The sequence below is a fragment of the Paenibacillus sp. FSL K6-2393 genome (genome assembly GCF_038002545.1).
Classification (GTDB): domain Bacteria; phylum Bacillota; class Bacilli; order Paenibacillales; family Paenibacillaceae; genus Paenibacillus.
Window position 1 is genome coordinate 663,023 of record NZ_JBBOCU010000002.1, and the last position, 16,133, is coordinate 679,155.

The following is a 16,133-nucleotide window of genomic DNA, read 5'->3' on the forward strand; positions in this document are numbered from 1 at the left end:
TGAAAACTGAACAACGAGTGAGTAAACATTCTGCTTGCAGAATGAACGCAAAAGTTTGAAACAAGCCTTGGCTTGAATCGACTGGAGCACAAATGAGATTTTTAATCTCGTCAGATTCAAAATGAGCTTATCGCTCTTTTCAATACTTTATTGGAGAGTTTGATCCTGGCTCAGGACGAACGCTGGCGGCATGCCTAATACATGCAAGTCGAGCGGACTTGAAGAGAAGCTTGCTTCTCTGATGGTTAGCGGCGGACGGGTGAGTAACACGTAGGCAACCTGCCCTCAAGTTTGGGACAACTACCGGAAACGGTAGCTAATACCGAATAGTTGTTTTCTTCGCCTGAAGGAAACTGGAAAGACGGAGCAATCTGTCACTTGGGGATGGGCCTGCGGCGCATTAGCTAGTTGGTGGGGTAACGGCTCACCAAGGCGACGATGCGTAGCCGACCTGAGAGGGTGATCGGCCACACTGGGACTGAGACACGGCCCAGACTCCTACGGGAGGCAGCAGTAGGGAATCTTCCGCAATGGGCGAAAGCCTGACGGAGCAATGCCGCGTGAGTGATGAAGGTTTTCGGATCGTAAAGCTCTGTTGCCAGGGAAGAACGCTTGGGAGAGTAACTGCTCTCAAGGTGACGGTACCTGAGAAGAAAGCCCCGGCTAACTACGTGCCAGCAGCCGCGGTAATACGTAGGGGGCAAGCGTTGTCCGGAATTATTGGGCGTAAAGCGCGCGCAGGCGGTCATTTAAGTCTGGTGTTTAATCCCGGGGCTCAACCCCGGATCGCACTGGAAACTGGGTGACTTGAGTGCAGAAGAGGAGAGTGGAATTCCACGTGTAGCGGTGAAATGCGTAGATATGTGGAGGAACACCAGTGGCGAAGGCGACTCTCTGGGCTGTAACTGACGCTGAGGCGCGAAAGCGTGGGGAGCAAACAGGATTAGATACCCTGGTAGTCCACGCCGTAAACGATGAGTGCTAGGTGTTAGGGGTTTCGATACCCTTGGTGCCGAAGTTAACACATTAAGCACTCCGCCTGGGGAGTACGGTCGCAAGACTGAAACTCAAAGGAATTGACGGGGACCCGCACAAGCAGTGGAGTATGTGGTTTAATTCGAAGCAACGCGAAGAACCTTACCAGGTCTTGACATCCCTCTGACCGGTACAGAGATGTACCTTTCCTTCGGGACAGAGGAGACAGGTGGTGCATGGTTGTCGTCAGCTCGTGTCGTGAGATGTTGGGTTAAGTCCCGCAACGAGCGCAACCCTTATATTTAGTTGCCAGCACTTCGGGTGGGCACTCTAGATAGACTGCCGGTGACAAACCGGAGGAAGGTGGGGATGACGTCAAATCATCATGCCCCTTATGACCTGGGCTACACACGTACTACAATGGCCGGTACAACGGGCTGCGAAATCGCGAGATGGAGCCAATCCCAACAAAGCCGGTCTCAGTTCGGATTGCAGGCTGCAACTCGCCTGCATGAAGTCGGAATTGCTAGTAATCGCGGATCAGCATGCCGCGGTGAATACGTTCCCGGGTCTTGTACACACCGCCCGTCACACCACGAGAGTTTATAACACCCGAAGTCGGTGGGGTAACCGCAAGGAGCCAGCCGCCGAAGGTGGGATAGATGATTGGGGTGAAGTCGTAACAAGGTAGCCGTATCGGAAGGTGCGGCTGGATCACCTCCTTTCTATGGAGAATCGTTTCCTGCAACGGAAACATTCAAATATAAAATCTAGCCAGGTCGGCTAGTTACTCACTCGTTGCTCAGTTTTGAGAGCTCAAACTCTCAAACAGCTTGCTTTTGCATGGAGCTTGTTCTTTGAAAACTAGATATCGAAACGAAACAAACGCGAATTAGAACATTCCTTTAAGCTGATCTTGTGTAAACAAGTGAAGTGTTTTTATAAGGTAGATTGCACGTACGATGGTATCGAGTGGGAGCGACTTTTGGCTTTGCGCAAGCAAAACAAGGGAAGCGAGCAGTCGAAACCGGAGCACGAGGTTAAGCTACTAAGAGCACACGGAGGATGCCTAGGCGCTAGGAGCCGATGAAGGACGTGGCGAACAACGAAACTGCCTCGGGGAGCTGTAAGCAAGCTTTGATCCGGGGGTGTCCGAATGGGGAAACCCAGCTGGGGTAATTTCCAGTTACTCATAACTGAATACATAGGTTATGTAGAGGCATACCAGGGGAACTGAAACATCTAAGTACCCTGAGGAAGAGAAAACAATAGTGATTCCGTCAGTAGCGGCGAGCGAACGCGGAGAAGCCCAAACCAGAGAGCTTGCTCTTTGGGGTTGTGGGACGTCTCACATGGAGTTACAAAGGAACCGGTTAAGCGAAGAGGTCTGGAAAGGCCCGCCAAAGAAGGTAAAAGCCCTGTAGTTGAAAGTCTGTTCCCTCCGAGACGGATCCCGAGTAGTGCGGGGCACGTGAAACCCCGTATGAATCCGGCAGGACCATCTGCCAAGGCTAAATACTTCCTAGCGACCGATAGTGAAGCAGTACCGTGAGGGAAAGGTGAAAAGCACCCCGGAAGGGGAGTGAAATAGAACCTGAAACCGTGTGCTTACAAAAAGTCAGAGCCCGTTTTAGGGGTGATGGCGTGCCTTTTGTAGAATGAACCGGCGAGTTACGTTCCCGTGCAAGGTTAAGGTGAAGAGCCGGAGCCGCAGCGAAAGCGAGTCTGAATAGGGCGACTTAGTACGTGGACGTAGACCCGAAACCGGGTGATCTACCCCTGTCCAGGGTGAAGGTGCGGTAACACGCACTGGAGGCCCGAACCCACGCATGTTGAAAAATGCGGGGATGAGGTGGGGGTAGCGGAGAAATTCCAATCGAACTCGGAGATAGCTGGTTCTCCCCGAAATAGCTTTAGGGCTAGCCTCGGAAAACAGAGTCGTGGAGGTAGAGCACTGATTGGGTGCGGGGCCCGCAAGGGTTACCAAGCTCAGTCAAACTCCGAATGCCATAGACTTACTTCCGGGAGTCAGACAGTGAGTGCTAAGATCCATTGTCAAAAGGGAAACAGCCCAGACCATCAGCTAAGGTCCCCAAGTGTGTGTTAAGTGGGAAAGGATGTGGAGTTGCACAGACAACCAGGATGTTGGCTTAGAAGCAGCCACCATTGAAAGAGTGCGTAATAGCTCACTGGTCGAGTGACTCTGCGCCGAAAATGTAACGGGGCTAAACACACCACCGAAGCTATGGCTTGATGCTTTGCATCAGGGGTAGGGGAGCGTTGTATAAGGGTTGAAGGTGTACCGTAAGGAGCGCTGGACATTATACAAGTGAGAATGCCGGTATGAGTAACGAAAAGATCAGTGAGAATCTGATCCGCCGAAAGCCTAAGGGTTCCTGAGGAAGGCTCGTCCGCTCAGGGTAAGTCGGGACCTAAGGCGAGGCCGAAAGGCGTAGTCGAAGGACAACAGGTCGAAATTCCTGTACCACCGTAAGCCGTTATGAGCAATGGGGGGACGCAGTAGGGTAGTGACGCGGACTGATGGATGTCCGTCTAAGCAGTAAGGCTGATGTGTAGGCAAATCCGCACATTGTAAGGCTGAGCTGTGATGGGGAGCGAAAATTGTAGTAGCGAAGGTCATGATCTCACACTGCCAAGAAAAGCCTCTAGCCAGGTGATGGTGCCCGTACCGCAAACCGACACAGGTAGGCGAGAAGAGTATTCTAAGGCGCGCGGAAGAACTCTCGTTAAGGAACTCGGCAAAATGACCCCGTAACTTCGGGAGAAGGGGTGCCCCGGTAGTGTGAATAGCACGAGGGGGCCGCAGTGAAAAGGCCCAAGCGACTGTTTAGCAAAAACACAGGTCTGTGCGAAGCCGTAAGGCGAAGTATACGGGCTGACGCCTGCCCGGTGCTGGAAGGTTAAGGGGAGTGGTTAGGGAGCAATCCCGAAGCTGTGAACCGAAGCCCCAGTAAACGGCGGCCGTAACTATAACGGTCCTAAGGTAGCGAAATTCCTTGTCAGGTAAATTCTGACCCGCACGAATGGCGTAACGACTTGGGCGCTGTCTCAACGAGAGATCCGGTGAAATTTTAATACCTGTGAAGATGCAGGTTACCCGCGACAAGACGGAAAGACCCCATGGAGCTTTACTGCAGCTTGATATTGAATTTGGGTACGATCTGTACAGGATAGGTGGGAGCCTTTGAAACGTGAGCGCCAGCTTGCGTGGAGGCAACGTTGGGATACCACCCTGATCGTATCTAGGTTCTAACCTGGTACCGTAATCCGGTGCGGGGACAGTGTCAGGTGGGCAGTTTGACTGGGGCGGTCGCCTCCTAAAGAGTAACGGAGGCGCCCAAAGGTTCCCTCAGAATGGTTGGAAATCATTCGAAGAGTGCAAAGGCATAAGGGAGCTTGACTGCGAGACCTACAAGTCGAGCAGGGACGAAAGTCGGGCTTAGTGATCCGGTGGTACCGCATGGAAGGGCCATCGCTCAACGGATAAAAGCTACCCTGGGGATAACAGGCTTATCTCCCCCAAGAGTCCACATCGACGGGGAGGTTTGGCACCTCGATGTCGGCTCATCGCATCCTGGGGCTGAAGTAGGTCCCAAGGGTTGGGCTGTTCGCCCATTAAAGCGGTACGCGAGCTGGGTTCAGAACGTCGTGAGACAGTTCGGTCCCTATCTGTCGTGGGCGTAGGAAATTTGAGAGGAGCTGTCCTTAGTACGAGAGGACCGGGATGGACGTACCGCTGGTGTACCAGTTGTTCCGCCAGGAGCACCGCTGGGTAGCTATGTACGGACGGGATAAACGCTGAAAGCATCTAAGCGTGAAGCCCCCCTCAAGATGAGATTTCCCAGTATGTAAGACCCCTTGAAGACGACGAGGTAGATAGGCTGGGGGTGGAAGTGCAGCAATGCATGGAGCTGACCAGTACTAATCGGTCGAGGGCTTATCCAATAGCAAGTTCTAAATCGCATGTTTCGTTTCGAATCTAGTTTTCAGAGAACAACACTCTGAAATGTAAGCTACGCGTTTGGTGGCGATGGCGGAGGGGTTCCACACGTACCCATCCCGAACACGACCGTTAAGCCCTCTAGCGCCGATGGTACTTGGACCGCAGGGTCCTGGGAGAGTAGGACGCCGCCAAGCAACAAGGAAGACACACTTGATGATATCGAGTATGTCTTTTTTTGTTACTATTTTTCTGCTGAGAAACAAACTAACTATATAGATAAGACAGCATCAATATAATCATTTATATGTGAAGACTCTCAGTATTAATAATTGGACTACGGATTAATGCTGATATACATACTTCCAATAAAAATGATCAACTTCTGTTTCTTAGCTCCTTCAGCAACCTTTCAGTTGAATTTAACGTACGTTTCAATGGAATAGGGTATAGTGAAGCCAAGTAAAGAGGAGGAGAACCATAATGAATATATCTTCTACAGCCAGCTCCACTACATCATACATATCGACATCTTCGAGCTCCGACAATTCAAGTAGCTTGGAGAAACAAAAGACGAAGCTCGAAGCACAACTGGAGAAAGTGCAGTCTAGCAAGGACGATGAGAAGACGAAGGAGACAAAGACCAAACAGCTTGAGCAGCAGATCAAGCAGATTGAGGCACAGATTGCACAGCAAAGCTCTCAAGGATCCGGTACAACTGGTACGAAGGAGGCACCACCTGCCCAACCTCCATCCAATGGAAAGGGCGTAGCTACCCCTAAGGAAATTGCTAATGCAACAACAGATAGTAATGGCCGATTTGATATACGTATCTAGTTGCTTACATCTAATGTAGGATAAAACAAAGCCCTGACCGATCTATATTAATCGTGCAGGGCTTTGTTTATTTGTCTGTTAAATTATTGATGAGGTCTACCTACATGCTACCTTCGTATCATGTATCTTCTATCTGATGCCGCTATATTATCTGTTACCGTTATTCAGACTGCAACGCGTGTATTCGATCCGTAAGGGATCGTTTTCTATAGTACAGGGCTATGGTTGCAAGAACCAGCATTTCGGACAGCGGTACGGCAAGCCACACACCCGTGACACCAAAGAATGAAGGCAGGACTGCAATCAACGCTATCATGATAATCATTTCACGCGCAGCTGTAATCCAGATGGCCATTTTGGCATTACCTACAGATTGGAAATAAGTGCTCATGACAAAGTTAACACCCATAAAGACATAGGCAAATGTAAATATACGTAATCCGTAAATGGCATTATCCGTTACGCCACTACTGAAGTTTCCAAAGATTTGCACGAAATAAGGTGCACCGATTTGAACAACAATCAGTAATAATAGACCGCATGCCAGAGCTGTTTTAGTCGCTAAACGTATCGTTTGTTGTACCCGTTTAATCTGATTGGCACCGTGATAATAACTTATCAGAGGTTGGGCAGCGGATGCCAGACCAAGGAACGCTAACAGTACCACACCATGAATATAGTTCAACACGGTAAAGGATGCTACGCCATCCGTGCCCGCAATGCGGTCCATGGAGATATTATGGGAGACAGAGAAGACCGACATGCCAAGTTCAGCCAGAAAGCTGGGGAAACCAATGAGTAGAAGGGAAGCCAGCAGTTTGTTGTTCCATTTGAACCGGGTAAACGTGAGATTATTTGTTTTTTTGAAAAAGTGAGTGAATAGGACAAGCAGCGCAAGAGACGCCGATACGATTGTACCGATGGCTACACCACGTACACCCCATTCGAGTACATACAATGTTACATAGTTAATAATGATATTGGCCACAGCAAAGGTAATCTGAGCGTACATGGATGTGTTGGGATTCCCATCGTTTCGTACAAAGACAGAGAGTGCATTCTCAATGGTGAAGACAAATCCGAACAATAACATGATATTCATGTAGTCCGAAGCAAACGGGAAGGTCTCGGCGTTAGCACCGAGGGAGTATACCAGCTTGTCTTTGAACGTAAATGCAGTATATCCAATGGCTATCGTAACTAACATAATGAGCATAATAGATTTGGTGAAAATTTGTTTGGCTGATGTGATATCTTTTCTACCCATCGCGTTGGAGTACAAGGTTGCCCCGCCCATACCAATCCACAGTGACATGGCAACAAAAAGCGTGTAGACAGGAGAGGCAATGCCGATCCCGGCCATCGCGGTAGAGCCCAGTTTGTGTCCAACCATAATGCCGTCGATAATAAAATTAAAAGCAACTACCAGCATCCCCAATACGGAAGGCACAAGGTAACTTATAAAAGCTTTACCTACAGATTGCCCTTCCAGTGGATGCGTCCATTTCGTATTCATAATGACCTCCGTTAGTAAACTGAATGTTCATTCTGTATTAAATAATACTGAACGTTCGTTCTGTATGATAACACGGCTTGAATTCTCTTGGCAACTTTTGCGTTTAAATATCGTTTATGTGGTAGAGTAGGTGGATATTTATAAGGCGGGAGGAATCTCTTGATGAAACAAAATAAATACGATGAAGCTGAGTTTTTCGACAACTATAGTAAGATGGCTCGTTCCGTTCAAGGGCTGGATGCAGCCGGGGAGTGGCATGAACTGCAGACTCTTTTGCCTGATTTGAAGGACAAGCGTGTGCTGGATTTGGGATGTGGTTTTGGGTGGCACTGCCGGTATGCGCGAGAGCAGCAAGCGAGTTCAGTGATCGGTGTAGATTTGTCTGAAAATATGCTTCAGCGTGCTCGTGAAATGACGGACGACCCGCAGATCCAGTACAAGCAGCTGGCGATTGAAGATATTGATTTTGCACCGGGACAATTTGATGTTGTGATCAGTTCACTTGCTTTGCATTATATTGAAAGGTTAGACACGGTGTATGCTAAGATCAATGATTGTCTCGTAGAAGGGGGCACATTTGTACTATCTTCCGAACATCCCATCTTCACTGCTCGTGCTGCGCAGGATTGGCATTACGGACCCACAGGTGAGATTCTGCATTGGCCCGTGGATGATTACCACGATGAAGGGAAACGTGTGGCGAACTTTTTGAATCAGGATGTGGTCAAATATCATCGCACACTGGCAACGCATCTTAATGAACTTATTAAGGCGGGGTTTGCTATTCAGAAGGTGGCTGAATCCAAACCATCACCGGAGATGATTGAACAGGTTCCTGGCATGCGAGACGAGAATCGGAGACCGATGTTTCTGATGATTGCTGCGGTGAAAGTATAACGATGAAAATGATACGTTAGACTAGAGGGCAGAAAGAAACTGAGGGAGTGGAGCGTTCGCTTAAAAGCTTCTGATAGAGATCACTAACTAAGTGAACTTGAAGGAATCAGCGTGTTCAGCGATGTTGAACATGCTGTTTTTTTATTTTGCTACAATAATAAGAAATAATGTCCAAAACAGGGAACTAAATCACATTAGACTCAGTCATATTAAGTGAGGTGAACAACAGTTGGATGATCAATTACTGGCACAGGCTCAGACCATAGACAATTACAAACTTAGCAGCATGATGGATGACTACGGAAACGATGTGTGGAATTACGCTTATTTTCTGACCAAAAGTGCCGAACAGGCAGATGAATTGTCACAGGAGGTATTTATTCGGGCATACTCGGGGATCGCCCAATATCGCGGTGAGTGCTCACTGAAAACATGGCTGTTGACGATTACTAGGAACACCACTTTTACATATCGAAAATCCAGATTTTTTCGTAGCAGTCTGTGGGGAGAGACGTTACCCATTGAGACAGAGCATGGGGATTCGAACCAAAGAGTCATGATTGCAGAGCAGCCTGCACATCCTTCGGCGGAGATGGAAGTGATGCGTAAGGAGCATATCCATGAAATCTGGGATATTGTTCTGGCGTTGCCGAAGAAGTTCCGGGAGATTCTTTTGTTGAATCTGAAATATGAGCTTACGACGAGTGAGATTGCTGAGATGTTGAAAATCAGCTTAGGCACAGTAAAATCCAGACTATCCCGAGGTAAGGATAAGGTACGGAAACAATGGGAGGAACGATGCAAATGACACAGAAGGATGAGCAATGGGAAAAGGAAATCCGGAAGGGACCGTTTGCGTCGTCTCCTTTTACAGAGGATCACAAGCGGAAGGTGCTTCAACAGGTGGAGTGGATTAAGAAGTCGGAAGAGGGAAGCAAGGGAGATAGATCAGAGGACAGTTCCAGGTCATTTAGGCCGTTTAGACCGCAAGTAGGCAACGTGTCACACAAGCGCCGCCGTAAAAGAGGGCCTCTTGTTGCCGGCATGGGTTCGTTGGTTATTGCTGCTGGATTGTTCCTATGGATCTGGGATGATGGACAGCTGGTAAAACCCGTGATCGAGCAGGTCTATCCGACAGCAGCGTTACAGTTATCCGATGGTTTGAACACAAATCTGCTAACCGACAAAATGAAAAGAAATGTTGCTACTACGATGCGAGATGATCTGGGTAAACAGCTGAAGATTAAGAAAGTGGAAGACCTGCCTGTGTCCGGCAGAATATATGTAGAGGCTGGAAATGAAATTGAGAAGGAGTATGCGCAGATATGGCTCGATGCGACAACAGGAAATCTGCGTGAAGTACAGATGAGATGTGAGATGCAGCCAAGCGAGCTGGAACAACGTTATCTGCGTCAAGTTCCATCGCTTTTGCAAAGTATAGGCAGTAATCCAACGCTTAAACCCGCATCAGTCCAACGTTTTGTGAGTATGAAGCAAGGGGAGTCGGAGCCAATATCGCATACGACATTAGCGTTAGAGAATGAGACTGGTTATGGGGAGATTGTATGGCAGCAGGACAAGGCTGTCTCGATCACAGGCGACCTTAGACCTGATCAGGTATCTCAGGCAGCGCTGGCGGATGCGGAGGATGCCGTTAATGCAGTATTCGGTGAAACATCTCTAAAACTTAGGGGGGTAAGTCGTTCCAAAGATGATGAAATTGGGAGAGATATAATTAATCTTAGTTTCAATGATCATTACTTGGTTCAAATGACTGTAGGAGAAGAAACTAAGGTTTACTCTATTATTGGGGAGAATTCTTATCGAGATGATTTTGCCAATTGGGATGAAGTAGAGGCGTACCATCAGAAGATTTATGATGTGAAGGAATCTTTCCTTAGGGACGAAGTAGGGCCGATGATTAAAGAAGTATTCAACGTCAACCTCGATGGATACAGTCTTCATAGGGAAGCTGATAATCCGGGGATTGCCGTATTTGAACTAGAGTCGCCGAAAGATGTGATACGGGTTCGCTACAATGAAGATGTAAAAATTACGATGATCACCAGAGGCGAGTTATAGGGCTGATCTTATATGTTACAATTTACTTCATAGATGGAATGGGTATAAGGAGATAACGATGAAATATTTGGTGAGTTCATGTCTGGCGGGGGTAGCTTGCCGTTACAATGGAACAGCGAGCCTGGATGAGAAAATTCAGGAGCTGGTGGAGCAGGAGCAGGCCAAGATGGTGTGTCCGGAGCTGCTTGGTGGATTCTCCACTCCACGGGAACCGGCTGAAATTATCGGTGGCACGGGCAAGGACGTACTGGCAGGCACTGCAAAAGTGATCGAGAAAAGTGGCAAGGATGTCACAGACCTATATATCAAGGGAGCCTATCAGACGCTCGAATGGGCCAAAAAATTGAATGTATCGTGTGTGGTACTGAAGGAGTTTAGTCCGTCCTGTGGTACACAGATGATCTATGATGGGAATTTTGCCAACCACAAGGTAACTGGAGAAGGTGTCACCTCAGCATTGTTGAGGCAAGAAGGATATACCGTCATTTCTGAAAATGAATGGATGGAGCAATTGTAAACTTCATGTGTGAGATTATGCCGTCTAGGAGAAGATTTATGTCCTGCAGCGGCTATTTTCCTTGTTAGGATACAATACTTACTTTTAGAAACTGAGAAACAATAATGTGCGTACTTTTCATTTTCGGATATAGATTCTAAACTAATACTTAAGTAAATCAAAAACTAGAGACTGATGATTCAACATAAAAAATCTATAAAAAGGACGTGGAGTTTCATGGAAGTTACAGCAAAGTCAAAGACAAAGGAAGACATCTTAAAAGCTTATCATTTCCGGCATGCAACAAAGATATTTGATGATACCCGCAAAATCTCGGATGAGGATTTCCAATTTATATTGGAAACAGGCAGATTATCTCCAAGTTCCATTGGTCTTGAACCGTGGAAGTTTCTGATTGTACAAAATCCAAACCTGCGTAAGCGTCTGTCCGAAGTCTCTTCCGGCGCTCAAAAGCAATTGGCTACAGCAAGCCATTTTGTTGTTATTTTGGCCCGATCAGATGCCAGTTATAATTCTCCTTATGCGGAGTACATGTTGAAGGAAACAAAGGGAATGCCAAATAACGTATTTGAGCTAACAAGTGAGGCTTATGGAAAGTTCCAAAATAACCAGAAAATTCTGGATAATCCACGATCATTATTTGACTGGGCATCCAAACAGACGTATATTGCACTCGGCAACATGATGACGGCGGCAGCTCAGATCGAGATTGATTCTTGTCCAATCGAAGGTTTCAGCCGTGAGGACGTCCACCGTATTATGGAAGAAGAGGGCTTGCTGGAAAATGGCGCATGGGGCGTCTCTATGATGGCAGCCTTCGGTTATCGGGTAGAGGAGCCCCAACGTGAGAAGTCCCGACAATCCGTTGAGAAAATCACGCAATGGATTAACTGAATTCAGCATGGATTCAACTTGAATTCAAAAACAATTAGCTAAGATCTAACATTATAGATCAGGATCAAAGTAGTATCGGAACAGCCCGATATTTTCCATATGTTAGAAGGATGGAAAGGGCTGTTTTTCTTTTTTATAAAAAAGAACTTGAAATTACATAGATGTCTATGTATAATGAGGTCATGCCAAAATATAACGCAATTGCACTGATTGCAAGAATCAGGGACCATGTCAACAAACGGATTGTACACGAATTGGAACAGCATGAGGTAACAGGGATTGTTCCTTCTCATGGGGATGTATTAATGTTCTTGTACCGGGAAGAGACGCTGTCGATCAAGATGTTGGCTGAACGTGTTCAACGCACGCAACCAACGGTAACGGTACTGGTCAACAAGCTTGAGAAGCTTGGCTATGTTGAACGTAGCAAGAGTGCCGAAGATAGCCGAGTGACGATGATTCGCCTAACCGAACAGGGGAAGCGACTCGAACCGATCTTCCATCAGGTATCAGAGCAGATTAATGACATCATCTATAGTGGCCTGTCCGATGAACAGTCGGAGCAATTGGAGAGCTTGCTGTCCATTATTGTCCGAAAGTTATAATGAATGAACTCTTCTGTCTGCAACCCTTCCAGATTTGACTGGGGTGGAGGCAGAGGAGCCAAAATATTTTTTTGCCCATATACATAGATATCTATGTATGCGGGAACGTATCAATGTAACCCATTTTCGCAACCTAACTCAAACCAAACCTGGAGGGATTCACACTATGAAACATCTTATCGTATATGCTCACCCACACACAGACAGCTTGAATAACGCAATCCTCAATACTGCTGTAGAAGCTCTCGAAGCTCAAGGCCATGAAGTAGTCGTTCGTGACTTGTACAAGCTTGGATTCCAACCCGTACTGACTGAAGCTGACACAGCTTCTATGCGTGCAGGACAGACACCACAGGATATCGCTACAGAGCAACAGTTTGTTACAGATGCAGAAGCCATTACATTCATCTATCCGATCTGGTGGACAGGTCTTCCTGCCATTATCAAAGGATATGTTGACCGTGTATTCGCCTATGGTTTTGCGTATGCAGCAGGTGAAGCGGGAATCGAGAAATTGCTGACAGGCAAAAAAGGCCTCATCATCAACACACATGGTACACCAAGTGAAATTTATGATCAAATTGGCATGACTGCTGGACTGAAATTAACTTCAGACGTAGGTATCTTCGATTTTGTAGGCATTGAAGCCGTAGATCATCTGCTCTTTGGAAGTATTGGATACCTGGATGCACCCGCATATCAAGCCATGTTGGATCAGGTTAAACAAACGGTTACAACCAAATTCTAATATAGATGTTGTTTCCCTATAGGATTCCATATGATACCAGACCGACTCGATCATGAGTCGGTTTGTTTGTTCATGTGTTTGCAAAATGGATGAAAGGGGGTATAATCGTACCCATGGAACCTATACTTATATTTAAAGCATTATCGAACGAGACACGTAGACAAATCCTGTTGTGGCTCAAAAACCCGGAGCAACACTTTCCACCGCTGGAACTATCTCAGCATCCGGATGGTGGCAAGAACGGAATCTGTGTTGGCACGATTCAAGTGAAGGCTGGACTGGCTCAGTCGGTTATCTCCAGTTATCTGCTGACCATGCTCAAGGCAGGGTTGCTGCTCTCCGAGCGAAGAGGACAATGGACGTATTATCGGCGCAACGAGGAGACAATCCGTCAGTTTGCTGAATACGTGCAGAACGAGTTATAAGCCGGATGCCGGAACGGAAGCTAGGATGCACATGTAGGCAGGGATTCCGTCCGGATGTAAACGGCTAGTTTATCATCAAATCACCATATCCAGTTGTGATTTAATTAATCTATATATCTGGATATACAAAAATATAATCATCGAGGAGATTAAACGATAATGACTACAGAAAATACAGCTTCATCCCATAAAGAACATATTAATGACGTTAAGCTTTCCATCCTGGATTTGGCTCCTGTTGTAGTGGGCGCAACACCTGCTGATGCTTTGCGCAACAGCCTGGATCTGGCACAGCATGCTGAGCGTTGGGGATATCACCGTTACTGGGTAGCTGAACATCACAACATGCCGGGTATTGCTTCTTCCGCAACTTCGGTCGTTATTGGATATCTGGCTGGTGGAACCAAAACGATTCGTCTGGGTTCAGGAGGCATCATGTTGCCTAACCATGCACCGCTTGTCATCGCTGAGCAGTTCGGCACACTGGAATCCTTGTATCCTGGCAGAATTGACCTGGGACTGGGTCGCGCACCAGGGAGTGACCGCCGTACATCGCTTGCACTACGCAAAGATCTGAACAGTGGGGAAGATTTCCCTGAGCTTTTGGCAGAACTTAGAGCATACTTTGATGCTTCGGCGACATCTTATCATGCACCTGTTCGCGCAGTTCCTGGAGAAGGATTGAATATTCCAATTTATCTCTTGGGGTCCAGTGATTTCAGTGCACGTCTGGCAGGTCAGCTGGGATTGCCGTTTGCTTTTGCCAGCCACTTCTCGCCCGATTACACCCGTATTGCACTGGAGACGTATCGAAACAATTTCCAACCATCTGATAGCTTGAAGGAGCCACATGTGATTGTTGGTGTTAACGCTGTTGTTGCGGATACAGACGAGGAAGCAGCATGGCTGGGTACAACGATGCAACAGCAGTTCCTGAACATTATTCGCGGCACAACGGGATTGGTACAGCCTCCGGCAGAGATGGAAGGCAAATGGACGGATCGTGAGAAAGCTGGTGTTGAGCAGACGCTGAAGGCAGCTGTTAATGGTTCGCCAGAAACCGTACGTGGACAGTTGGAATCCTTCATTCGGCAGACGCAGGCAGATGAGCTGATCATTACGTCGATGATCTATGATCATAAGGCACGTCTGCATTCCTATGAGTTAATCGCACAATTGGCGGGAAAAGCCTGATCTTAAATTTTTCAGCATAAAAGCTGCTTAAAGGTAAGTTATAGATACAAATTTACGGTTCGTCTCACAGTGAGGCGGGCCGTTTTTGAATAGGGAGAATTTGCAAATGTTTCGTGTGGGGCAGAAGACTCATTTTGGGGTAAAATGACTTTACCGGTTTAATTTGAAACGGTTAATCAGCACCATACGTATAAATCCAGAGTGTTATACATATGTTGGCTTGTACAAGATACTTTATTTTATTCGTGTGTAAGGGGCGTTTATCTAGATTTACAGTTTGAATTTTTAATTAAGGATACATGAGAGAGGACGACACGCCTATGGAGCAACCTGAGCAACCCCGCGTTTGGCCGGAGCGGTTCAAGCGATTTTTTCTTAACAACAAGTTTGTGCTATTTCTGCTAATTCTGCTGTTGGTGGGACTGAATGTCATGGTTCTGACCAAAGTATCCTTTGTTCTTCATCCGCTCGCAGTACTCATCAAAACCATTGTGTTACCTATTATTCTGTCAGGCATACTCTATTATCTGCTGAATCCGATTGTGGATGTGATGGAAAGGTGGAAAATCAAGCGCGGCTGGTCCATTCTGATCCTGTATCTTGCGATTGGAGGCATTCTGACAGTCGTAGTATTGGCGGTCATTCCGGTTGTGCGTAACCAGATTGTGGGGCTGATTGAAAATTTCCCAACGTACAGTGAGACGGTAAAACAGCAGTTTGAGGAGCTTACGGGCAGTAAATTGTTCGGTCAGTTCCAGGAAACGGTGAATCTGAATTCGCAGGACTGGTGGGGAACAATCTCCCAAAAGGCTACTGAAATTCTGAACTCGACCTGGACCAAATTGGGCGGATTCCTCGGAGCTTTCACGGAGACCGTGCTGTCCATCGTAACGGTTCCGTTCATTCTGTTCTATCTGCTAAAAGACGGCAAGAAGCTGCCAGCGAAAATTCTGTCTTTCCTGCCGATCAAGAGCCGTACGGGCGCAATGCATGTGCTGGAAGATATCAATCACCAGATCAGTTCATTCATTCGTGGACAGATTATCGTCAGCTTCTGCATCGGTATTCTGCTCTACATCGGTTATATGGTCATTGGTCTGGATTATGCACTGATTCTTGCAATTATCGCATCGTTCACAAGTGTTGTTCCGTATCTGGGACCTGCAATTGCGATTACACCAGCATTGATCGTGGCACTCGTCACTTCCCCGGTGATGCTGCTGAAAATGGTTGCCGTATGGACGATCGTACAGTTAATTGAAGGTAAATTCATCTCACCACAGATCATGGGTAAAACGCTGAAAATCCATCCGATCACGATTATCTTTGTCATTCTGACTTCGGGTAATCTGTTTGGAGTCGTGGGCATTCTGCTCGCTGTTCCAGGATACGCGGTGCTGAAAGTATGTGTATCGCATATCTTCAACTGGTTCAAGGACAGATCGGGCCTTTACGATCCAAACAAGAACAATCTTTTATAAC

General features: G+C 47.1%; 12 protein-coding genes and 3 rRNA genes. 14 read left to right on the top strand and 1 reads right to left on the bottom strand.

The window, feature by feature from the left end:
- Positions 1–147: 147 nt before the first annotated feature.
- From MHI14_RS30160 to MHI14_RS30175, 4 genes are all read left to right on the top strand, one after another.
- A 16S ribosomal RNA gene (locus MHI14_RS30160) occupies positions 148–1,700 on the top strand.
- 313 nt (positions 1,701–2,013) lie between these two features.
- A 23S ribosomal RNA gene (locus MHI14_RS30165) occupies positions 2,014–4,941 on the top strand.
- 75 nt (positions 4,942–5,016) lie between these two features.
- Positions 5,017–5,133, top strand: a 5S ribosomal RNA gene (gene rrf, locus MHI14_RS30170).
- The 16S, 23S and 5S rRNA genes sit together here, the layout of an rRNA operon.
- A gap of 286 nt (positions 5,134–5,419) precedes the next feature.
- On the top strand, positions 5,420–5,773 hold the full coding sequence (locus MHI14_RS30175) for a FlxA-like family protein (protein ID WP_249913878.1): 354 nt from the start codon (positions 5,420–5,422) through the stop codon (positions 5,771–5,773).
- A gap of 160 nt (positions 5,774–5,933) precedes the next feature.
- Here MHI14_RS30175 and MHI14_RS30180 read toward each other — a convergent pair whose 3' ends face one another.
- Complete coding sequence (locus tag MHI14_RS30180) at positions 5,934–7,289, bottom strand: MATE family efflux transporter (protein ID WP_341131955.1); 1,356 nt, start codon at positions 7,287–7,289, stop codon at positions 5,934–5,936.
- A 162-nt stretch (positions 7,290–7,451) separates the two neighbouring features.
- On the opposite strand from MHI14_RS30180, the gene MHI14_RS30185 reads away from it, so the two are divergent.
- The 10 genes from MHI14_RS30185 to MHI14_RS30230 all read left to right on the top strand — a co-directional run bounded on the left by MHI14_RS30185 (position 7,452) and on the right by MHI14_RS30230 (position 16,132).
- Positions 7,452–8,186 carry a class I SAM-dependent methyltransferase gene (locus MHI14_RS30185; protein WP_211085696.1) on the top strand — a complete coding sequence of 245 codons (735 nt, stop codon included), beginning with the start codon at positions 7,452–7,454 and terminating at the stop codon, positions 8,184–8,186.
- A 229-nt stretch (positions 8,187–8,415) separates the two neighbouring features.
- Positions 8,416–8,994 (top strand): RNA polymerase sigma factor, encoded by a 579-nt coding sequence (locus tag MHI14_RS30190; protein ID WP_341131956.1) that lies wholly within the window; start codon positions 8,416–8,418, stop codon positions 8,992–8,994.
- The gene (locus MHI14_RS30195) at positions 8,991–10,268 is read left to right on the top strand and encodes a hypothetical protein (protein ID WP_341131957.1); all 1,278 of its coding nucleotides are present in this window, start codon (positions 8,991–8,993) and stop codon (positions 10,266–10,268) included. Before MHI14_RS30190 ends, MHI14_RS30195 begins: the two co-directional genes overlap by 4 nt.
- Before the next feature lie 58 nt (positions 10,269–10,326).
- Positions 10,327–10,785, top strand: a complete 459-nt coding sequence (locus tag MHI14_RS30200; protein WP_341131958.1) for a DUF523 domain-containing protein — start codon at positions 10,327–10,329, stop codon at positions 10,783–10,785.
- Positions 10,786–11,001: 216 nt separating this feature from the next.
- A complete protein-coding gene (locus MHI14_RS30205) occupies positions 11,002–11,679 on the top strand; it encodes an NAD(P)H-dependent oxidoreductase (RefSeq protein WP_249913872.1) in 678 nt (225 codons plus the stop codon).
- Positions 11,680–11,840: 161 nt separating this feature from the next.
- A complete protein-coding gene (locus MHI14_RS30210; RefSeq protein WP_308737808.1) occupies positions 11,841–12,284 on the top strand; it encodes a MarR family winged helix-turn-helix transcriptional regulator in 444 nt (147 codons plus the stop codon).
- 166 nt (positions 12,285–12,450) lie between these two features.
- Positions 12,451–13,032, top strand: a complete 582-nt coding sequence (locus MHI14_RS30215; protein WP_339312026.1) for an NAD(P)H-dependent oxidoreductase — start codon at positions 12,451–12,453, stop codon at positions 13,030–13,032.
- A gap of 113 nt (positions 13,033–13,145) precedes the next feature.
- The gene (locus MHI14_RS30220) at positions 13,146–13,457 is read left to right on the top strand and encodes an ArsR/SmtB family transcription factor (protein ID WP_036668255.1); all 312 of its coding nucleotides are present in this window, start codon (positions 13,146–13,148) and stop codon (positions 13,455–13,457) included.
- Positions 13,458–13,616: 159 nt separating this feature from the next.
- Positions 13,617–14,651: an LLM class flavin-dependent oxidoreductase gene (locus MHI14_RS30225; protein WP_051449565.1), complete on the top strand. Its 1,035-nt coding sequence runs from the start codon at positions 13,617–13,619 to the stop codon at positions 14,649–14,651.
- Positions 14,652–14,971: 320 nt separating this feature from the next.
- Positions 14,972–16,132: an AI-2E family transporter gene (locus tag MHI14_RS30230; protein WP_036614215.1), complete on the top strand. Its 1,161-nt coding sequence runs from the start codon at positions 14,972–14,974 to the stop codon at positions 16,130–16,132.
- The last annotated feature ends 1 nt before the right edge of the window (position 16,133 follow it).